Source organism: Vibrio sp. Vb1166, from assembly GCF_033338695.1.
Lineage (GTDB): Bacteria > Pseudomonadota > Gammaproteobacteria > Enterobacterales > Vibrionaceae > Vibrio > Vibrio alginolyticus.
On record NZ_JAWOTE010000003.1, the window covers coordinates 284,515 to 301,496 of the forward strand.

Consider the following 16,982-nt stretch of genomic DNA (forward strand, 5'->3'; position numbering starts at 1 on the left):
TATATGAAGCTTGAATTTTGTTTAAATCCAGATCAAACAGACCTTGATTTTGTTCGTGAAGGTATTCGATCTTATAACCGACTGCATTTACCTGAAGGGGAAGTGCATGCTGTAGGCTGTTTCGCAAAAGATGAGAATGGCAAGATCATGGGTGGCTTGACTGGCGAAATGTTTAAAAATACGGTGTTTGTTGAGTTTTTGTGGGTAGACGCTGAAAGTCGAACCTCTGGTCTCGGTAGCCAATTAATGTCGATGCTAGAACAAAAAGTAAAGCCTCATGGGGTTACCCATGTTTATTTGGATACCTACAGCTTTCAAGCTCTTGAGTTCTATCTCAAATTGGGTTTTGAGAAAGTGGGGCAGTACTCAGGCTATCCTGCAGAGGGCATCCACAAGTACTTTCTACAAAAGGAAATTGTAGGCTAGGGAAAGCACGGGTTAGCTTGACTTGTTCTAGTGAAAATAAAAAAAGAGGCGCGAATTTGCGCCTCTTGTTGTATCAAATATCTATGTTTCTCTTTGACTTACAAACTTTGCTGGTGCGCGTCGATAAGTTCGTTCATCTTCGCTTCTGCTGCTTGCTGTGCTTGTTCATAGCTCATATCCGCAGGGAAGAGGTTGATGACTTCGTAGTAACATTTTAGTTTTGGCTCAGTACCAGAAGGACGAACAATCACGCGAGATTGATCTTCTAGGTGATAAATCAATACGTCACTTGCTGGTAAGTCAATGGATTCTTCAGAGCCGTCGTCAAACATGCGAACCGATGTTTTAAGATCTTCGGTTACTGCAACTTTTTTACCAGCAATCTCTGTTGGTGGATTTGCTCGGAGTTTGTCGCCGATTGGTGGAGAGTTCGGGTCGAGAGCGATGCTGCGTTGTGCGTTGAAGTAGAAACCGTGCTCGCGGTACAGCTCTTCCAGTTTATCCCACAGTGTTTTGCCTTGCGCTTTAAGCTTGCCTGTTAGCTGTGAAAACGCGACGATTGCAGATAAACCATCTTTATCCCACACCTTGTTACCCACGGTATAACCGAGCGCTTCCTCATAAGCAAACAAGAATGGGTTGGTTTCAGTCTCTTGTTCCATGGCAACGTTAGTAAGCCATTTAAAGCCAGTTAATGTTTGATAGTATTGTGTGCCATGCGCCTTAGCGATGCTGCTCAGCATTCTTGAGGATACGATGGTGTTGCCAACCAAAGCGTTAGGTTGCTGTTCCAGCAAGTAATCGCCAAACAGTGAGCCCACCTGATCACCTGTTAGCATTTGATACTCGCCATCTGGGCGTTTAACTGCCACGGCAAAACGGTCTGCATCTGGATCGTTCGCGCAAGCGATATCGGCATCTACGGACTTACCTAATGCCATCACCATATCCATTGCACCGGCTTCTTCAGGGTTTGGGAAGTTGACGGTTGGGAAGCTTCCATCAGGTTCGCGCTGTTCCTTAACACTTGCCACTTTTTGGAAGCCTGCGTCGGCAAGTAGCGTTTCCGCCATATTCGCGCCAACGCCATGCATTGCGGTGTAAGCAATAGATATATCGGTATTGTTGTCAGGAGTAAGCAGCGCGTTTTCGTTCATTGTCTTACGGTAAGTTTGGTAGTAGTCGTCTTCCAACCAAACTAACAAACCGTGCTGTTTTGCATCATCGAGAGACATTAAAGGTAATGGCTTCGTTGTTGCGTCATCAATTTTCGCTGCGATTCCAGAGTCGTGCGGAGGAATAATCTGTGCGCCATTCTCCCAATATACTTTAAAGCCATTGTATTCTGGTGGATTGTGACTGGCAGTAACAACAACAGCGGCCGCCGCATTCAATGTACGGACACCAAACGCGACAATTGGGGTTGCTGCAACGTCATACGTTAGGTAAACCTTGATACCAAGGGCCGTCAGTACGGATGCGGTATCATGCGCGAATTGCTTTGAATCGGGACGACCGTCGTAGCCAATAACGACACCACGACTCGCGGCATCTTTGACTTGCTCAAGCAAATAGTTCCCTAAACCAGTGGCGGTCTCTTGAATCACCAAGCGGTTCATTCGGTTTGGACCTGCGCCCACTTTGCCACGTAAGCCTGCAGTACCAAAGACAAGGCGTGAGCCAAAGCGATCAGTAAGTTCTTGTTCATTGTTCGTATCGACGAGGTGTTGTAGCTCTTCACGAGTCTTAGGGTCAGGGTCTCGTTCTAGCCATTGCGTAATTAGTGCTGTCATATCAGTCATTCCTTAGTAGGGGGAGCCTACTTTCTTGGACACTTCGTTTGGTAAGTATCTCAATGTTTTCTTTTAAATCAATGTAAATGGTTCTCAATTACATTTCAAAGAGGGCAATCGATAAACCGAATTAATTTTTCTTATCCGAACAAAATTTAATCATATTTAATTTCTTGAAGAACCTTGGAACTATAACTAGCCTTTTAACATAAATATAACAAACCGTGTCGAAATCGTAGTTTTTGTGATTTTTCGTAAAGTTGTTCGATATTTGCATCGGGACGCAAGGAAGCTCGCGTAGGCGTAGCGGCTGAGCAGAGGAGAGATCTTTTGAAAAGATTAACGACTACTCTAGCCTTATCACTGAATGTGATTTTAATCACATTTTCCTCTTTTGGTTGGTCAAAGGAAAATGACTACAACATGACAAAAGGGGTCACAGAGATAAGTGGGCAAGTGTATGAATTACATATGCTGATTTTCTATATCTGCTGTGTAATTGCTTTGATTGTTTTTGGTGTGATGTTCTATTCCATCTTCCGCCATCGCAAGTCAAAAGGAGCAGTTGCCGCACATTTCCATGAAAGTACAAAAGTGGAAATTATTTGGACGGTCATACCCATCATCATTCTTGTCGCTATGGCGATTCCCGCAACAAAAACTCTAGTAGCAATGGAAGATACAAGCCAATCGGATATCACGGTCAAGATCACAGGTTCGCAATGGAAATGGCATTACAGCTATTTTGGCGAAGATGTTGAGTTTTTTAGTTTGCTTGCCACCAGCCAAAAACAAATTGATGGAATCGAAGCTAAAGGCGCACATTACTTACTGGAAGTAGACAACCCTTTGGTGTTGCCTGTGAATCGCAAAGTGCGTTTTTTGATGACTTCTGATGATGTCATTCACTCTTGGTGGGTACCGGACTTTGCCGTCAAGAAAGACACCATTCCAGGTTTTATTAATGAAGCATGGACAAGAATTGATGAGCCAGGCGTATATCGCGGCCAATGTGCGGAGCTATGTGGTCGTGCACACGGATTTATGCCAGTGGTGGTGCATGCGATGGAAGAAGAAAAGTTCGATGAATGGCTAGCGAGTAAGAAGCAAGAACTCGCACTTCAAAAAGCGGCGGCACAAGAAGCGCTCTCTCAAGACTTATCTATGGACGAATTGATGTCGCAAGGCGAATCGATATACACGGCGCGTTGCGCTGTGTGTCATCAGGCAAATGGTGAGGGGATTCCGGGTGCATTTCCCGCGATTAAAGGCAGTCCTATTGCAACCGGAGATGTTACAGAGCACATAGATATTATTGTCAACGGTCGCCCTGGTACCGCAATGCAGGCTTTTTCTAATCAGTTAAGTGACAAAGAAATTGGCGCGGTTATCACATATCAACGAAATGCATGGGGCAACGATACTGGCGATACAGTGCAAGCATCCGATGTGAATGCCTTTAAGGCACAAGGCAGTGCTAAGGAGGAAATATGAGTAAGCCAATAGATAAGGCAGTGAAGTCTGCGCCAGCAGAAGCCAGTGCGAACAGTACCATTGCGATTGATGATGGTCACGAGCATCATGCACCCCAGGGCATCACTCGTTGGTTGTATTCTACAAGCCATAAAGACATAGGCACCCTCTACCTTTGGTTTAGCTTTGCGATGTTTCTAACAGGTGGTGCGATGGCTATGATCATTCGTGCCGAACTGTTCCAGCCAGGGCTACAGCTAGTCGATCCGCAGTTTTTTAATCAAATGACCACGGTACACGGTTTAGTAATGGTATTTGGTGCGGTGATGCCAGCATTTACGGGTCTTGCTAACTGGATGATCCCGATGATGATCGGCGCTCCAGATATGGCGCTACCGCGCATGAACAACTTGAGCTTTTGGATCTTACCTTTTGCATTTCTCATCTTGTTGAGCTCGTTGTTTTTACCTGGCGGCGGTCCTGATTTTGGTTGGACGTTTTATGCTCCGCTGTCCACGACTTATGGCCCGGATAGCACTGCGCTGTTTGTATTCTCTGTTCATATCATGGGTATCAGCTCCATTATGGGCGCGATCAACGTTATCGTGACGATCGTAAATATGCGAGCTCCGGGAATGACTTGGTTCAAGTTACCAATGTTTGTTTGGACTTGGCTAATCACCGCTTTCTTGTTGATCGCGGTTATGCCGGTACTAGCGGGTGCGGTGACCATGGTTCTTACTGACAAATATTTCGGGACTAGCTTCTTTGACGCAGCTGGTGGTGGTGACCCGGTAATGTTCCAACACATCTTTTGGTTCTTTGGTCACCCAGAAGTGTACATCATGATTTTACCGTCGTTTGGAATCATCTCCGCCATTCTGCCTGCTTTCAGTGGTAAGAAGCTGTTTGGTTATCATTCGATGGTTTACGCGACGTGCAGCATTGCATTGTTATCTTTCCTTGTGTGGGCGCACCACATGTTTACCACGGGGATGCCAGTTTTTGCTGAGCTCTTCTTCATGTATTGCACTATGCTGATTGCGGTACCAACGGGGGTTAAAGTCTTTAACTGGGTTGCCACCATGTGGCGTGGAGCTCTGACATTTGAAACGCCAATGTTGTTTGCCATTGCCTTTATTGTGCTGTTTACCATTGGTGGCTTCTCGGGACTGATGTTGGCGATTGTGCCGGCGGACTTCCAATATCATGACACTTACTTCGTAGTTGCCCATTTCCATTATGTGTTGGTATCTGGTGCGGTATTCTCGATCATGGCAGCGGCATACTACTGGCTACCTAAGTGGACGGGTAATATGTACGACCACAAGCTGAGTTTATGGCATTTCTGGTGCTCAATTATTTCCGTCAATGTCCTGTTTTTCCCAATGCACTTCCTAGGCTTAGCGGGCATGCCAAGACGCATACCGGATTACGCCATTCAGTTTGCTGATGTTAATCAAATAGTATCAATTGGTGGGTTTGCATTTGGGTTGTCACAACTGATCTTCTTATGGTTGGTGATCAAGTGTATTCGTGGCGGGGAAAAGGCTTCTGCAAAACCGTGGGAACGTGCGGAGGGCTTAGAGTGGACAGTGCCAAGCCCTGCGCCGCATCATACGTTTACTACACCGCCTAAGATTGACTAGCAAAGAGTGGGGTGAGTGACATGAAACCGAATCCATCAAACAAGAAGCTCACAGTGAAGTTGCTTTTGGCGACCCTGTTAATGTTTGGCTTCGGCTATGCACTGGTCCCACTTTATGACGTGATGTGCGACGCACTGGGAATCAATGGAAAGACAAGTGAAGTAGCCGCCATTCAACCGACAGGTATGCAACCGGACATGAGCCGAACTGTTCGCGTGGAGTTTATGGCGCATGTCAGCCCAGATATGCCTTGGGAGTTTAGACCCAAAGTGATTTCGATGGATGTTCACCCAGGTGAAGTCGTGCAAACCGAATACCTTGCATTTAATGAAAGCGGGCAGAAGTTGGTGGGGCAAGCCGTTCCTTCTGTTTCTCCCGGGACTGGAGCTGCTTACTTCAATAAGATTGAGTGTTTTTGTTTTAACCAGCAGCCTCTGGATGGTAAACAGCAAGCTCAAATGCCGTTGATTTTTTATATCGAACCGGACTTGCCGGAGTCTATACACACGTTAACGCTGTCTTACACACTCTATAAACTTCCCCCTCCTACAGGCTCTTAGCCACTCAGGGAGAGAGATACAGACCAAGGTTGGTCAGTAAGGAGAGAAATTATGAGTAACAAGCCAGGAACATATTATGTTCCCGCTCAAAGTAGCTGGCCGATCATCGGTGCATTTGCTCTGTTTTTGGTTGCTGTTGGCGCAGGCATGACCGTCCAGGGGACACAAAGTGACGGTGCAGTGGGAACCATTGGTGGCATTGTGCTAGCGGTGGGCTTCTTGTTCTTGCTTTACATGTTGGCTGGTTGGTTTAGTAATGTGATTACTGAATCACTGAGTGGAAAATACAGCTCGCAAATTACTCGTTCTTTTCGCCAAGGAATGAGCTGGTTTATCTTTTCTGAAGTGATGTTTTTTGGTGCCTTTTTTGGTGCCTTGTTCTACGCCAGAATGATTTCTGTGCCTTGGTTAGGTGGGGCAGATAATAACTTCATGACTAACGAAGTCCTGTGGCCAACCTTCGAAGCGATGTGGCCACTCACACTGACGCCGGGAGGAGAAACAACACAAGCTATGCCGTGGCAGGGCATACCCCTTACCAATACTATCTTGCTGCTATTGTCGTCTATTACGCTACATATGGCGCATATAAGCCTTGAACAAGACAAAAGAACGGCACTGATTGTTTGGTTAGAGATAACCATCGTACTTGCTGGCTTTTTCCTATATTACCAAGCGGTTGAGTATGTTCATGCTTATCAAGACATAGGGCTCACGTTGCAGTCCGGTATTTACGGTAACACGTTCTTCATGTTGACGGGGTTCCACGGTTTACACGTTTGTCTTGGGACTATCTTCTTGATCGTGCTGCTGTTCAGAATCGCTAAAGATCACTTTTCGCCAAAGAACCATTTTGCCTTTCAAGCGGGCAGCTGGTATTGGCATTTCGTGGATGTGGTTTGGTTATGTCTGTTTGTGTTTGTTTACGTACTTTAGGCTCAGTGTGAACTCTTGGTCCGACTAATAAGGGCGAGGGTTTGGCGCTAGCCAACCCGAGCTGAGCGCAATAAGCAGAAGGATGACCACCAAAGCGGAGAACATGACTCGACGGCCTAAGTAATGACTCATGGGTTTGTCTCTTTTTTCAGGATTATTTGGGTCTTCACGAACCATTTCGATAAGCGCTTTTGCGAGGTTGAAGATAATGAAAAGCAGCAAAAGGACAAGCGTCAGTTTGAATAGAAATACGGTGGACATGGCACCTCCGGTTTCATCATTGTTGTTATCAAGACAATTATGGCTATCGAAACGGTTTTGGGTTGCAGTTGGTTTAACTGTGGTTGTGTTTTCTCTTTTGGTCAAACTGGGTTTTTGGCAGTTTGAGAGAGGGCAAGAAAAACAAGCATTGGAACAAGCCATTCTCGCGCGTGCGGATAGTGCGTACCAAGCACTAAGCGTCGTTCTTGAAGACAACGACTGGCGAGAGGAAAGTATCCTCGGGAAAAAAGTGGAAGTTAATGTTGTTCCTCAGGCGTTTCCCGTAATTTTGTTAGACAACCAAACGCATCAAGGCAGTGTGGGATATTTAGCATTTCAGATTGTATTGACGATCGATGAGCCTAGTGCCTATGCGTTATTGGAGCTTGGTTTTGTCGAGGGAAGAGCAGAACGCTCAGTGTTACCAACGGTCACCAAACTCGATAACTCGACTTTCATCACAGGACGCCTGTACCGAAAATCTACTAATCCACTGAGTTCAGAGTTAATGCCGGAAGTTGGCGATGTTATTCGCGTGCAAAACCTAAACATCGCGCAATTGAATCAGCTACTGAATATTGAACTTATGCCCGCAGTCTTGCAGCCAGACAATTTAACTCGTTGGCCCTATGACTTTCCTTGGAATCCATTGCCACTCAATAGTGCCAAACATTTTGGCTATTCGATTCAATGGTTTTCGATGGCAGGTGTTTTCTTATTACTGACTTTAATTGTTTTTGTTCGTTGGCAAAAAAAGTTGCGTCACATGGAGGTGAAGCATGACATCTAAAGTAACCAAAGGACGACTAATGTTGATTGCGCTGGTTTGTACGTTCGCGCTTCCCGCTGTCATTGCAAAAGTCATTCTCACACAAGGGTGGTATCAAAGCGGAGTGACCAATAGAGGCGAGTTAGTCGAACCATACACGACGTTAGAGCAGCTTGGTCAAGAGTCACCTCTCAAAGACCATGGTTGGCAACTCGCTTATGTATTGCCTAACGAATGCACTGAACAGTGTAAACAGCAGCTTTACCTGCTTCAGCAAAGCCATGTTGCTTTAGGTAAGTATCAAGAGCGAGTAGTGCCAGTCGTTTGGCAGACTGAGCATTCAGATCCCATGGAAGTATCGATGTTAGCGATGCAAATGAATGAATTGGTTACCGCTAAAGTGAAACCTGGGCAAATGTTGATCGTTGATCCTCTTGGGCAACTGGTGATGTCTTACTCGCCGAAACCAAATGAGGACTTAGTCCTAATGAATAAAGGTATGTTGGCGGACTTACGCAAGCTCTTAAAACTGTCACGAGTCGGTTAGAGGAAGTGCATATGAAATTAATTCAGTTGGTTAGATTCAGTTTGCTCCTAACTCTCGTGGTGATCATGCTAGGGGCATATACTCGCCTTTCAGATGCAGGGTTAGGTTGCCCGGACTGGCCTGGTTGTTATGGGCACTTTTCTGTGCCGCATCAAGAAGAAGACGTCATACGTGCTAACCTGAACTTCCCCGAGCGGGCAGTAGAGCATGAGAAAGCATGGCTTGAGATGATTCATCGCTATTTTGCAGGAACGTTAGGTTTAGTCATTTTTGCGATGGCAGCGATATCAATAAGGTCTGAGCGTGTAAATTCAACCATTCCAATGTTGCTAAGCGTATTGGTGATTGGGCAGGCACTTTTGGGAATGTGGACAGTTACTCTTAAATTAATGCCCGTCATCGTGATGCTTCACTTGCTCGGTGGTTTTGTTTTATTGGCGTTACAGGCGATTTTTTACTGCCAATTAAAAGCGCAAAACAATCTCTATTTCTCTCCATCTTCTAGCTCTCTGAGAGGCTTTTCATTGTTGGTTTTCCTGGTTGTTTTGGTGCAAGTGCTCCTTGGAGGATGGACTTCGTCAAATTATGCTGCGCTGATGTGTACCACACTGCCGATTTGTGAGGGAGACTGGATGAGCCATCTCTCATGGAAAGAAGCGTTTTCTTTCTGGCAAACTGGATTCGAGAATTATGAATTTGGTGTTTTGGAGTATCCGGCAAGAATGACTATACACGTCACTCATCGTATAGGCGCTATTGTTACCGCCACCGTGGTATTGGCTTATAGTATTGGGCTTATGAGGCAAGATTCTCATCATTCACAGAGAATCGGAGGGTGGTTGTTATTCACTCTGGTGTGCCAAATTATGCTGGGTGTAAGCAACGTAGTATTTCAACTTCCTATCTATGTCGCGGTGGCACACAACCTTGGTGCCGCTGTTATGTTGAGTCTCGTTTGTGTTAGCCAGTTTTACTTGTGGCAGGGTAAAACGGCTTGGAATTACACCGCGAAAGGAGTTCGCTATGAGTAAAGAAATCGCGCTGTCGTTAAATGGGCGAAAGCGACTAAGTTCCGTTTATTTGAAGTTAACGAAACCTAAAGTGGTGGCGTTAATGTTGGTGACGGCAGTAGTAGGGATGAGCTTAGCCCCAGTTGATGATTTCCCCTGGTTTCATGCGGTAGTTGGCCTAACGGGGATTGGTCTGATGGCAGGGTCTGCGGCAGCGTTTAATCATCTAATTGACCGCCGAATTGATGCGAGAATGGCACGCACACACAAACGACCATTGCCATCGGGTGAGACAAAGCCATCATCGGTGATAGCCTTCGCTACAGTTTTAGGTGTCTTAGGGTTTGTACTTCTCTATGCGATGGTCAACCCGCTGACGGCATGGTTGACTTTGATGAGTTTGCTCGGCTATGCGATGGTATACACAATGTACCTCAAACGTGCTACGCCCCAAAATATCGTCATTGCAGGGATTGCCGGTGCGATGCCGCCTCTTCTCGGTTGGACTGCTGTAACAGGGCAATTACATGCGAATGCTTGGCTGCTCGTGATGATCATTTTTATCTGGACGCCACCACATTTTTGGGCTCTCGCTATTCATCGTGTCGAGGATTACCGCAAGGTAGATATTCCCATGCTGCCAGTGACACACGGCATTGAGTACACCAAAACTTCTATTCTGTTGTATACGGTGCTATTGACTTTGGTTTGTGTTCTACCGGTTTTGGTTGGCATGGTCGGCGTGGTGTATCTTTTTGCCTCGCTACTACTCAATGTTGGCTTTATGTACCATGCATGGAAGCTAAAATATGCACCAGAGCCAAATACCGCGATGGAGACGTTTAAATTCTCTATCTATCATCTTTTGGCGTTGTTCATTGCATTGCTTTCGGATCACTATATTGGTTTTTAACCTTTCTTAAAACAGAAAACGCCGCGTGGTTCGCGGCGTTTTTGGTTTTGATACTTTGGCTTTAAGACAAAGCTTTCTAGATTTATTGAATTTCTAGCAGTTCAACATCAAAGATCAAAACACTTGCTGGTGGAATTGGGCCAGAGCCACTCTTACCATAGCCAAGCGTGCTTGGTACGAAAAGGCGGATTTTCTCACCTTCTACCATGTATTGTAGACCTTCTTGCCAGCCTTTAATGACTTGGTTAAGACCAAATGAAATCGGCTCACCACGATTAACAGAGCTATCGAATACCGTGCCATCAATCAGGGTGCCGTGGTAGTGTACTTTTACTTTACTTGTTGCAGTTGGGTGAACCTCACCTTCGCCTTTTTCAAGAACCATGTATTGAAGGCCACTTTCTGTTGTGATGACGCCTTCTTTTTTCGCATTCTCTAGTAAGAATGCTTGGCCTTTGGCAAAGTTTTCATCTGCTACTTTATGGTTTGTCCAAGTACGGTAAATGAAAAAGCCCGCCAAAATAAAAATAATAAGAGGAAACAAAAATTTAGACACGTAATCTCCTTGTCTATTTAGGTTGTTTTAGCAAAAAGTTGATGGTTTCTGCCATGGCTTCAACGCTGTCATGACCACCAGTAATCACTTGATATTTTCCGTTTACGATAAAGGCTGGAACGGAGTTAATTTGGCCGCGAGTCGTGATCGCTTCTGCCTTAGTGATGTACTCAAACAGCGTTTTTTGCTGAGCTTCATCTAAATGGTAAGGGCTGATAAGGTTGCGAGACTCAAAGGCTTTCTCAACAGCGATTTGGCGTTCCTCAGCCGTTGCATCGGCACCCATTTGCACAGCAGTAAAAAGATCCGCCATAAACGCTTTATCTGGTGTTGATTCAAGCTGCATTACGGCAGTATAGAAGATGATGGCGCTCACTTGTGCACTTTCATTGAACGTTACATGCACTTTTTCAACGCTTTGATCGGTCAATGATTCAATTTGAGGGACAAACTCTTCCATTGAGCGGCAGTGGCCACAAGTTAAAGAGAATGCTTCAGTCAGGGGAGCTAAATCATATTCTTCAAGGGATACTGGCAAAACTTCGTATTGTTTGCCTTGCTGAGGCTGACTCTTGCCGCTATCGCATGCCGACAAAGCCATTACGGCAACAACAACAGCAAAGCCTTTCGATATGGTTTTTAACATAGTAGTGCTCTAAATGAGAAATTTGCGTTAGTTTATCGGTTAACGATAGTGACTAAAACCATTAAATAACAATAAAGTGAGACCATTGGTAACAGACTTAGCCTGACGTATGGGCTGCAAGGGTAGGGTATTTTAGTGTTGCGTTTTATTTGAGAGATGATTTTGCATTGACTCCAGTGGCATGAACGCTGCATAGACAAACCAATCGGTGGACAAAAGCGCTAAAGATTCGGCGTGTTTTGTCGACACAATGAACAAGAGTTTTTCTACGTTGGTAATGGTATGAAGCATTGGTTTTTAATTGTTTGTGGCATTCTGGCCGGGTGCAGTAGCCTCGATCAAGATATGGTCCCAGGTGGGGACATTTTAGATACAGCTCCTAAATCAAACACAGAGCTGAGACACCCAGAATGGGGATACCCGAGCGCATCCAATGTGGCTTCTTCCCCTCGTTCATATCAAACGGCGAGGGCGTCAGTAAAAAAGTCGCAAAACGTGACCTCTCTGGAAATGTTCCTGAGCAGGCATAACATTCCTCACGAGACGCTCAGTGGTGGTCACCTGATGATACGTTTGAAAGAGCAAGTGCATTTTCAAACGGGTTCTGCACGGTTATCGGCTCAATCTCAAGACTGGATTCGAAACATTGGTCACTATCTGGCGGGAAGAACTGATGTTGATGTCGTGATTGATGGTCATGCGGATAGCACGGGAGCTGAAAGCTTCAACGACACGCTATCTGAAAAGCGAGCTCGTGAAGTAGAAAAACAACTATTGGCGACGAGTATTCCACGTCAACGAGTGTTTTCTAGAGGCTTCGGAGAGTATGTACCGAAGTGCAGCAATGCGACAGCAAGTGGTAAAGCTTGCAATCGGCGCGTAGAGCTAACATTGATCGTGGATGAATAACGCAGACGTTGGGCGGTAATCTTCGTTGTGTTGTTCTCGCATACTCGTTATTTGCTTAATGGAGTTTAAGTTCGGAGTTGAGCAAGAAGACTGAATAAGGAAAGCTCGCACGGCAACATTTAGCTAGAAAAAATAGAAAAGAGGCACCGTTAGGTGCCTCTTTTACATCCGCCAATGTTCATAGGGGGAACTTAGGCAAATTCTTTTTCAACGTAAGCGACGATGTCAGATGACTCGTATAACCACTGTGTTTCGCCATCTTTTTCGATACGAAGACAAGGGACTTTAACTCGCCCACCACCTTGCTCTAGTTCAGCTCGATGAGTCGGGTTATTTTTTGCATCACGTAGCTCAATGTTCACCGATTGACGCTTCATTGCACGGCGGACCTTTACGCAAAAAGGGCAGGCTTCAAATTGGTAAAGTGCGTATTGTTTCGCTTTTTCATCAATACGTTGCTGTTCTTCTGCGGTGCGCTTAATACCACGAGGTGAGAACACCGCGTTCAGCAATAAGATAAACTTGCCTAAAATCCAACGGATAAACTTCATAATGATCCCTTGATGTTCATTGGGTAATTGTCCTTTAAGAATGCAATCATGATGCTTGTTGCACTGAGCGTGAAGTCTATCAGTTGTTTGAAATGGATAAAACCATGTATTTTATGAGGAAAATAGACGTTTAAACCAACCCCAAAAGCCACTTGCTGAAGCCGGACGGGCTTCTTTACCTTGATAAAAACTTTGCATGAGTTCGGTTCTGAATCCATCAACGTCCATGCGTTTCATGACAAGCTCATGCTGCAATGTATTTTGAGTCTGCTCGGCATGATCGTGCGCCAAGCTGAAATCCATATTTAAATAGCCTTGCGTGTATAACCAAAGGTGGGTGACTAAGATTAGGTCTTCAGCAGATTGGTTAGTAAACTTATCCGCGTGCTCATTACCCAAGGAGTCAGTCAGAACTTGCTGCATACGCTGGGTAGAGTGAGCATGTTGCTCGTAGTTAGCACTTGCTTCAATATGTGATTTGGTCAAAAGGCCAAGCAGGTGAAGAGTAGGTGCTGTTGTGGGTTTGTTCTCACAAACTTTTGTAAATAGTTGTGACTGTTCTTTTAACCAACGTCGCTTTGCTGCTTTATGTTCTTTAACAAAGGGGATTTCTTCAAATCCCATCTCTTGACTCAGTTCACTAAGAGACGTCATGGTTTTTTAGTTCCTTCACCGTTACTTCGATATGTTGATCATTGATATCAACAAAAATTGAGCTGCCAGTAATCATAACAGAAAGGCTAGTACCTCGGTCAAGGTGCTGACAAATCAAGTCGATAGCGTCATAGTCAAAGCTCTCTACGTTGACGGGAAGCATTGAGAACTTTCCTGACATTTTGTCCCACCAGACAGCCGCTTTGGTGTTATAAGTGTAAACTTTTACATGCTTTGCTAGGCGAGAAGCTTTCTTAATTCTGTCTGGTTCTGGTTCGCCAATTTCAATCCAGTGAGTAATGCTTTGATCATCGCCAACATGCCATAAATCAGGCTCTTCAATCGTAGAGAGTCCTTTTGTAAACTCCAGATTGCTTTGAGCATTTAAACAGTAAGCTAGAATGCGAGCCAACATTCGTTGCGGCTTTTCAGAAGGGTGAAGGGCGATAGTTAGATTTTTAGAATCGTAATAGTCATTATTCATATCGGAAATGGCGATACGAAATTTGTAAATGGTTGGTTTAAGAGCCATAGATTTATATCGTTTTGTTGGCAAAATAAGTTTTAGGCAAAAAAATAGCCAGCTTTAAAAGCTGGCTATCGTATCAAATTCTTTAAGAATTAAAGTACTTTGATTTGCTCTGCTTGAGGGCCTTTTTGGCCTTGAGAGATAACAAATTCTACTTTCTGGCCTTCAACTAGAGTACGGAAGCCGTCACCAGTGATTGCAGAGAAGTGAGCAAATACGTCAGGACCGTTTTCTTGTTGAATGAAACCGAAGCCTTTAGTTTCGTTGAACCACTTAACTGTGCCAGTAGCTGTGTTAGACATGTCTATTTCCTAAATATCTAAATAATGTAATCTTTCGCCTCAACGGCGCTTATAGCGTGGAAAAATAAATTGCTATTGCGTACCACAGGACGACGGGTTACAAGTAATCCAACGAAATGTGAAAACAAAGAACTTTCTTTCTAGCCGTGTTTGAGTCTAGGTTAATTCCACGAAGAGTCAACATATATTAGTGCTTTATGGACAAATATTTGTATTTAGTCACTATTTAACCAGCATGTTTTTGATTAAATTTCAAATAAATGACGGTGATGTGAAGTTTTTTAGCATAAAATTCAACTAAATCTATAAATTTGACTTATTTATATAATTATTGTCCAATCTGGTTCGACCATTAAGGAGGATTTATGGCAAAGCGTAAAATCAGTCCTCAACCGAGTGGCTCACAACATGAGACCGACTTCGGCAGAGGTGAAATCAAAGACAACGCGTTAAAAGCGGTTGTTACCAGTCAGCTGTTCCAAACACGAGTCGTTAAAGCGAAAAAAGGTAAAGGTAGCTTCAGCCGTAAAATGAAGCATAGAGGCAAAGAGCCCTATTCAAAGTTCTCCCCAAGGTGGATTTTGAATAGGGCTTTTTTATTGGTACTAGGTGTTTGCAAAACTGATGATATTCAATTTTTTAGTACCAGATAAGTTATTCCTAATTTATCATGTACTGCTTCAACTGCTTCAACTGCTTCAACTGCTTCAACTGCTTCAACTGCTTCAACTGCTTCAACTGCTTCAGCGAACCAGGCGTTGAAAGTACCAATTAAGTACTAAAACTTACTAAGTTAGATTCATATCAATAAGCGTCACTTCCTGTCTTATGCAACTCTACTATATCTTTAGTCTAATCAAACAGCCGAGATTATGGTTTAAAAAGACTGGTGAGAAGTAGGTATGTCATCGACGAGTTATGGTACTTATGGTTGCAAATGTAAAAAAGCGTGTGCTTCTTTATTACTACTGTGGCTGTCCATTTGTCCGATGGCGCATGCGCACAAATCAGAGTCTCATTCTTTAATTGTTGCTAACTCCAAAGCGTGGAAGCCGTTCTCTTACCTTAGCCCAGATGGTGAACCTAAAGGTATTTTAATCGACTTTTGGAAAGAGTACGCGGCGAACAACCAAATTGACGTTCAGTTTCTCCTTTTGGATTGGGATGCTTCTTTGCAAGCCGTAAAAGAGGGTAAGGCTGACTTTCACGGAGGACTTGTCTACTCGCCCGAAAGAGCGAAGTATATGGACTTTGGCGCCGTCATAATGCCTATCCAAACCAAATTGTACGTAAATAAAGATGTACTTTCGGTTGATATCAGGAGTGTTTTAACTGGCGAAATGACGATGCCAATTGGCGTTGTTAAAGGAAGTTACGAGTCTGAGTTTGTTCAGACGAATTATCCGAATGCACCTATCGCAGAATACATTAACAATGATTCGATGATACAAGCCGCCGTCGATAAAAAGGTGCTGTACTTTGTTGCAGACCTGCAAGTTGCTAACTTTTATATGGCAACCACGCCGGGAGCGGGTATGTTTGTCCCGACAATTAGCTTATATAGTAAAGATCTTCGGATTGCAGCAGGAATGCACAGTGCAACTTCCATTTTAGAGGTATCAAGAGCGTTTGAAAAAGTCATCGATACGGATCGTGAGCGGATCCTCACCCGTTGGAGTGTGGTGAAAACGGTTTATCCACTTTATCTTTTCCCTATTGCTATTTTCATTATGGCGATTGCAACGCTTTATCATATTTTTGCCCTCAAACGTATGGTTGCTCTTCGGACAAGGCAATTAACGATTGCCAATCAGCAATTGCTGGAGATGACGTTGACGGATTCTCTCACAAAGCTATACAACCGTAGACACCTTATTGAGCAATTGGCGCTACTGAATCATTTGAAGCGAAACTTAACGGTGATGGTGTTTGATATTGATGATTTTAAATCAATCAATGATCGATATGGCCACCTTGCTGGAGACCGAGCAATAGTTGCCATCGCAGAAGCCGCTAAGTCGATGACTGATGACCGAATGACATTGGCGAGAATTGGAGGAGAAGAGTTCGCACTCGTTACGTCTTCTCTGTCAGAGCGAGAAGCACTCAATTTTGCCAATATGCTCTGTAAAGCAGTTTACGATCAGCCTGTTATACTGGGCGGACAAGCAATTCATTTGAGTATCAGTTTGGGCTGTGCTTACTATCCTGAGTTTACCCACATCGTGAGCTTGCAAGATGCTGACGAGTTGATGTATCAAGGTAAGTCTGAAGGAAAGAATCGTGCAGTTTTCCAAGTTATAACAGACTGTCAGCTTCAACCTGCGCTTCGTCAAGTGAATTAGATCTCGCTAATTCAACTGATACTTCAAACCATCCTCAAGCCTCAAAGTTTTAGTCAGAGTAAGGTGGTAAGCGTTGACGATCACGTTGCGTTGTTTTCTTTGAGGCCAATTTGCGTACAAATACTTGCACTTTCATATATATAACCCCCAACC

Annotated in this window: 20 protein-coding genes; 12 read left to right on the forward strand and 8 right to left on the reverse strand. The window is 44.3% G+C overall.

The window, feature by feature from the left end; all coding sequences use genetic code 11:
• The first annotated feature begins 3 nt into the window (after positions 1-3).
• Positions 4-426, forward strand: coding sequence for a GNAT family N-acetyltransferase (locus R7E51_RS05675; protein ID WP_005375519.1), 423 nt, complete (start codon positions 4-6; stop codon positions 424-426).
• A gap of 98 nt (positions 427-524) precedes the next feature.
• Here R7E51_RS05675 and R7E51_RS05680 read toward each other — a convergent pair whose 3' ends face one another.
• The gene (locus tag R7E51_RS05680; RefSeq protein WP_206957797.1) at positions 525-2,219 is read right to left on the reverse strand and encodes a phospho-sugar mutase; all 1,695 of its coding nucleotides are present in this window, start codon (positions 2,217-2,219) and stop codon (positions 525-527) included.
• A gap of 330 nt (positions 2,220-2,549) precedes the next feature.
• On the opposite strand from R7E51_RS05680, the gene coxB reads away from it, so the two are divergent.
• Genes coxB through R7E51_RS05700 form a run of 4 tightly spaced genes read left to right on the forward strand, consistent with a single transcriptional unit; the run spans position 2,550 to position 6,837 of the window.
• Positions 2,550-3,713, forward strand: a complete 1,164-nt coding sequence (gene coxB, locus R7E51_RS05685; protein WP_017821602.1) for a cytochrome c oxidase subunit II — start codon at positions 2,550-2,552, stop codon at positions 3,711-3,713.
• The gene (gene ctaD, locus R7E51_RS05690; protein ID WP_005375510.1) at positions 3,710-5,341 is read left to right on the forward strand and encodes a cytochrome c oxidase subunit I; all 1,632 of its coding nucleotides are present in this window, start codon (positions 3,710-3,712) and stop codon (positions 5,339-5,341) included. The genes coxB and ctaD overlap by 4 nt, the downstream gene beginning before the upstream one ends.
• A 20-nt stretch (positions 5,342-5,361) precedes the next feature.
• Positions 5,362-5,901, forward strand: a complete 540-nt coding sequence (locus tag R7E51_RS05695; protein WP_005385211.1) for a cytochrome c oxidase assembly protein — start codon at positions 5,362-5,364, stop codon at positions 5,899-5,901.
• Between the two features lie 51 nt (positions 5,902-5,952).
• Positions 5,953-6,837 carry a cytochrome c oxidase subunit 3 gene (locus tag R7E51_RS05700; RefSeq protein ID WP_005385214.1) on the forward strand — a complete coding sequence of 295 codons (885 nt, stop codon included), beginning with the start codon at positions 5,953-5,955 and terminating at the stop codon, positions 6,835-6,837.
• Positions 6,838-6,861: 24 nt separating this feature from the next.
• On the opposite strand, the gene R7E51_RS05705 is transcribed toward R7E51_RS05700, so the two are convergent.
• Positions 6,862-7,098 carry a DUF2909 family protein gene (locus R7E51_RS05705; protein ID WP_206957796.1) on the reverse strand — a complete coding sequence of 79 codons (237 nt, stop codon included), beginning with the start codon at positions 7,096-7,098 and terminating at the stop codon, positions 6,862-6,864.
• Between R7E51_RS05705 and R7E51_RS05710 the strand changes: the two genes are divergently transcribed.
• From R7E51_RS05710 to cyoE, 4 genes are read left to right on the forward strand one after another with little or no spacing between them, the layout of a single operon-like run.
• On the forward strand, positions 7,097-7,888 hold the full coding sequence (locus tag R7E51_RS05710; protein ID WP_195723057.1) for an SURF1 family protein: 792 nt from the start codon (positions 7,097-7,099) through the stop codon (positions 7,886-7,888). The genes R7E51_RS05705 and R7E51_RS05710 overlap by 2 nt on opposite strands.
• Positions 7,878-8,414, forward strand: coding sequence for a hypothetical protein (locus R7E51_RS05715; protein ID WP_033906820.1), 537 nt, complete (start codon positions 7,878-7,880; stop codon positions 8,412-8,414). The genes R7E51_RS05710 and R7E51_RS05715 overlap by 11 nt, the downstream gene beginning before the upstream one ends.
• A gap of 11 nt (positions 8,415-8,425) precedes the next feature.
• Positions 8,426-9,445, forward strand: a complete 1,020-nt coding sequence (locus tag R7E51_RS05720; protein ID WP_033906821.1) for a COX15/CtaA family protein — start codon at positions 8,426-8,428, stop codon at positions 9,443-9,445.
• Positions 9,438-10,337 (forward strand): heme o synthase, encoded by a 900-nt coding sequence (gene cyoE, locus R7E51_RS05725; RefSeq protein ID WP_033906822.1) that lies wholly within the window; start codon positions 9,438-9,440, stop codon positions 10,335-10,337. Before R7E51_RS05720 ends, cyoE begins: the two co-directional genes overlap by 8 nt.
• Before the next feature lie 82 nt (positions 10,338-10,419).
• Here cyoE and R7E51_RS05730 read toward each other — a convergent pair whose 3' ends face one another.
• The gene (locus tag R7E51_RS05730) at positions 10,420-10,893 is read right to left on the reverse strand and encodes an FKBP-type peptidyl-prolyl cis-trans isomerase (RefSeq protein ID WP_005375638.1); all 474 of its coding nucleotides are present in this window, start codon (positions 10,891-10,893) and stop codon (positions 10,420-10,422) included.
• A gap of 13 nt (positions 10,894-10,906) precedes the next feature.
• Positions 10,907-11,539, reverse strand: coding sequence for a thiol:disulfide interchange protein DsbA/DsbL (locus R7E51_RS05735; RefSeq protein ID WP_206957795.1), 633 nt, complete (start codon positions 11,537-11,539; stop codon positions 10,907-10,909).
• A 282-nt stretch (positions 11,540-11,821) separates the two neighbouring features.
• On the opposite strand from R7E51_RS05735, the gene R7E51_RS05740 reads away from it, so the two are divergent.
• Complete coding sequence (locus R7E51_RS05740) at positions 11,822-12,448, forward strand: OmpA family protein (protein ID WP_031777209.1); 627 nt, start codon at positions 11,822-11,824, stop codon at positions 12,446-12,448.
• A gap of 191 nt (positions 12,449-12,639) precedes the next feature.
• Here the strand turns inward: R7E51_RS05740 and R7E51_RS05745 are convergent, their stop codons facing one another.
• The 4 genes from R7E51_RS05745 to R7E51_RS05760 form a co-directional block, all read right to left on the reverse strand.
• The gene (locus R7E51_RS05745; RefSeq protein ID WP_017821596.1) at positions 12,640-12,999 is read right to left on the reverse strand and encodes a glutaredoxin family protein; all 360 of its coding nucleotides are present in this window, start codon (positions 12,997-12,999) and stop codon (positions 12,640-12,642) included.
• A gap of 111 nt (positions 13,000-13,110) precedes the next feature.
• A complete protein-coding gene (locus R7E51_RS05750; protein WP_017821595.1) occupies positions 13,111-13,653 on the reverse strand; it encodes a hypothetical protein in 543 nt (180 codons plus the stop codon).
• Positions 13,640-14,185: a YaeQ family protein gene (locus R7E51_RS05755; protein ID WP_005375627.1), complete on the reverse strand. Its 546-nt coding sequence runs from the start codon at positions 14,183-14,185 to the stop codon at positions 13,640-13,642. Before R7E51_RS05755 ends, R7E51_RS05750 begins: the two co-directional genes overlap by 14 nt.
• A gap of 89 nt (positions 14,186-14,274) precedes the next feature.
• Positions 14,275-14,484 (reverse strand): cold-shock protein, encoded by a 210-nt coding sequence (locus R7E51_RS05760; protein ID WP_005375625.1) that lies wholly within the window; start codon positions 14,482-14,484, stop codon positions 14,275-14,277.
• Positions 14,485-14,849: 365 nt separating this feature from the next.
• Here R7E51_RS05760 and R7E51_RS05765 point away from each other — a divergent pair, with 365 nt between their 5' ends.
• Positions 14,850-15,137, forward strand: a complete 288-nt coding sequence (locus R7E51_RS05765) for an alternative ribosome-rescue factor A (protein ID WP_017821594.1) — start codon at positions 14,850-14,852, stop codon at positions 15,135-15,137.
• 249 nt (positions 15,138-15,386) lie between these two features.
• Positions 15,387-16,829 carry a transporter substrate-binding domain-containing diguanylate cyclase gene (locus R7E51_RS05770; protein ID WP_017821593.1) on the forward strand — a complete coding sequence of 481 codons (1,443 nt, stop codon included), beginning with the start codon at positions 15,387-15,389 and terminating at the stop codon, positions 16,827-16,829.
• The last annotated feature ends 153 nt before the right edge of the window (positions 16,830-16,982 follow it).

Bases quoted from the DNA above. Each gene is read 5' to 3' on its own strand.
- R7E51_RS05675 (WP_005375519.1), top strand. From the start codon at position 4: ATGAAGCTTGAATTTTGTTTAAATCCAGATCAAACAGACCTTGATTTT.
- R7E51_RS05680 (WP_206957797.1), bottom strand. From the start codon at position 2,219: ATGACAGCACTAATTACGCAATGGCTAGAACGAGACCCTGACCCTAAG.
- ctaD (WP_005375510.1), top strand. From the start codon at position 3,710: ATGAGTAAGCCAATAGATAAGGCAGTGAAGTCTGCGCCAGCAGAAGCC.
- R7E51_RS05695 (WP_005385211.1), top strand. From the start codon at position 5,362: ATGAAACCGAATCCATCAAACAAGAAGCTCACAGTGAAGTTGCTTTTG.
- R7E51_RS05700 (WP_005385214.1), top strand. From the start codon at position 5,953: ATGAGTAACAAGCCAGGAACATATTATGTTCCCGCTCAAAGTAGCTGG.
- R7E51_RS05710 (WP_195723057.1), top strand. From the start codon at position 7,097: ATGGCACCTCCGGTTTCATCATTGTTGTTATCAAGACAATTATGGCTA.
- R7E51_RS05705 (WP_206957796.1), bottom strand. From the start codon at position 7,098: ATGTCCACCGTATTTCTATTCAAACTGACGCTTGTCCTTTTGCTGCTT.
- R7E51_RS05715 (WP_033906820.1), top strand. From the start codon at position 7,878: ATGACATCTAAAGTAACCAAAGGACGACTAATGTTGATTGCGCTGGTT.
- R7E51_RS05720 (WP_033906821.1), top strand. From the start codon at position 8,426: ATGAAATTAATTCAGTTGGTTAGATTCAGTTTGCTCCTAACTCTCGTG.
- cyoE (WP_033906822.1), top strand. From the start codon at position 9,438: ATGAGTAAAGAAATCGCGCTGTCGTTAAATGGGCGAAAGCGACTAAGT.
- R7E51_RS05735 (WP_206957795.1), bottom strand. From the start codon at position 11,539: ATGTTAAAAACCATATCGAAAGGCTTTGCTGTTGTTGTTGCCGTAATG.
- R7E51_RS05740 (WP_031777209.1), top strand. From the start codon at position 11,822: ATGAAGCATTGGTTTTTAATTGTTTGTGGCATTCTGGCCGGGTGCAGT.
- R7E51_RS05745 (WP_017821596.1), bottom strand. From the start codon at position 12,999: ATGAAGTTTATCCGTTGGATTTTAGGCAAGTTTATCTTATTGCTGAAC.
- R7E51_RS05750 (WP_017821595.1), bottom strand. From the start codon at position 13,653: ATGACGTCTCTTAGTGAACTGAGTCAAGAGATGGGATTTGAAGAAATC.
- R7E51_RS05755 (WP_005375627.1), bottom strand. From the start codon at position 14,185: ATGGCTCTTAAACCAACCATTTACAAATTTCGTATCGCCATTTCCGAT.
- R7E51_RS05760 (WP_005375625.1), bottom strand. From the start codon at position 14,484: ATGTCTAACACAGCTACTGGCACAGTTAAGTGGTTCAACGAAACTAAA.
- R7E51_RS05765 (WP_017821594.1), top strand. From the start codon at position 14,850: ATGGCAAAGCGTAAAATCAGTCCTCAACCGAGTGGCTCACAACATGAG.
- R7E51_RS05770 (WP_017821593.1), top strand. From the start codon at position 15,387: ATGTCATCGACGAGTTATGGTACTTATGGTTGCAAATGTAAAAAAGCG.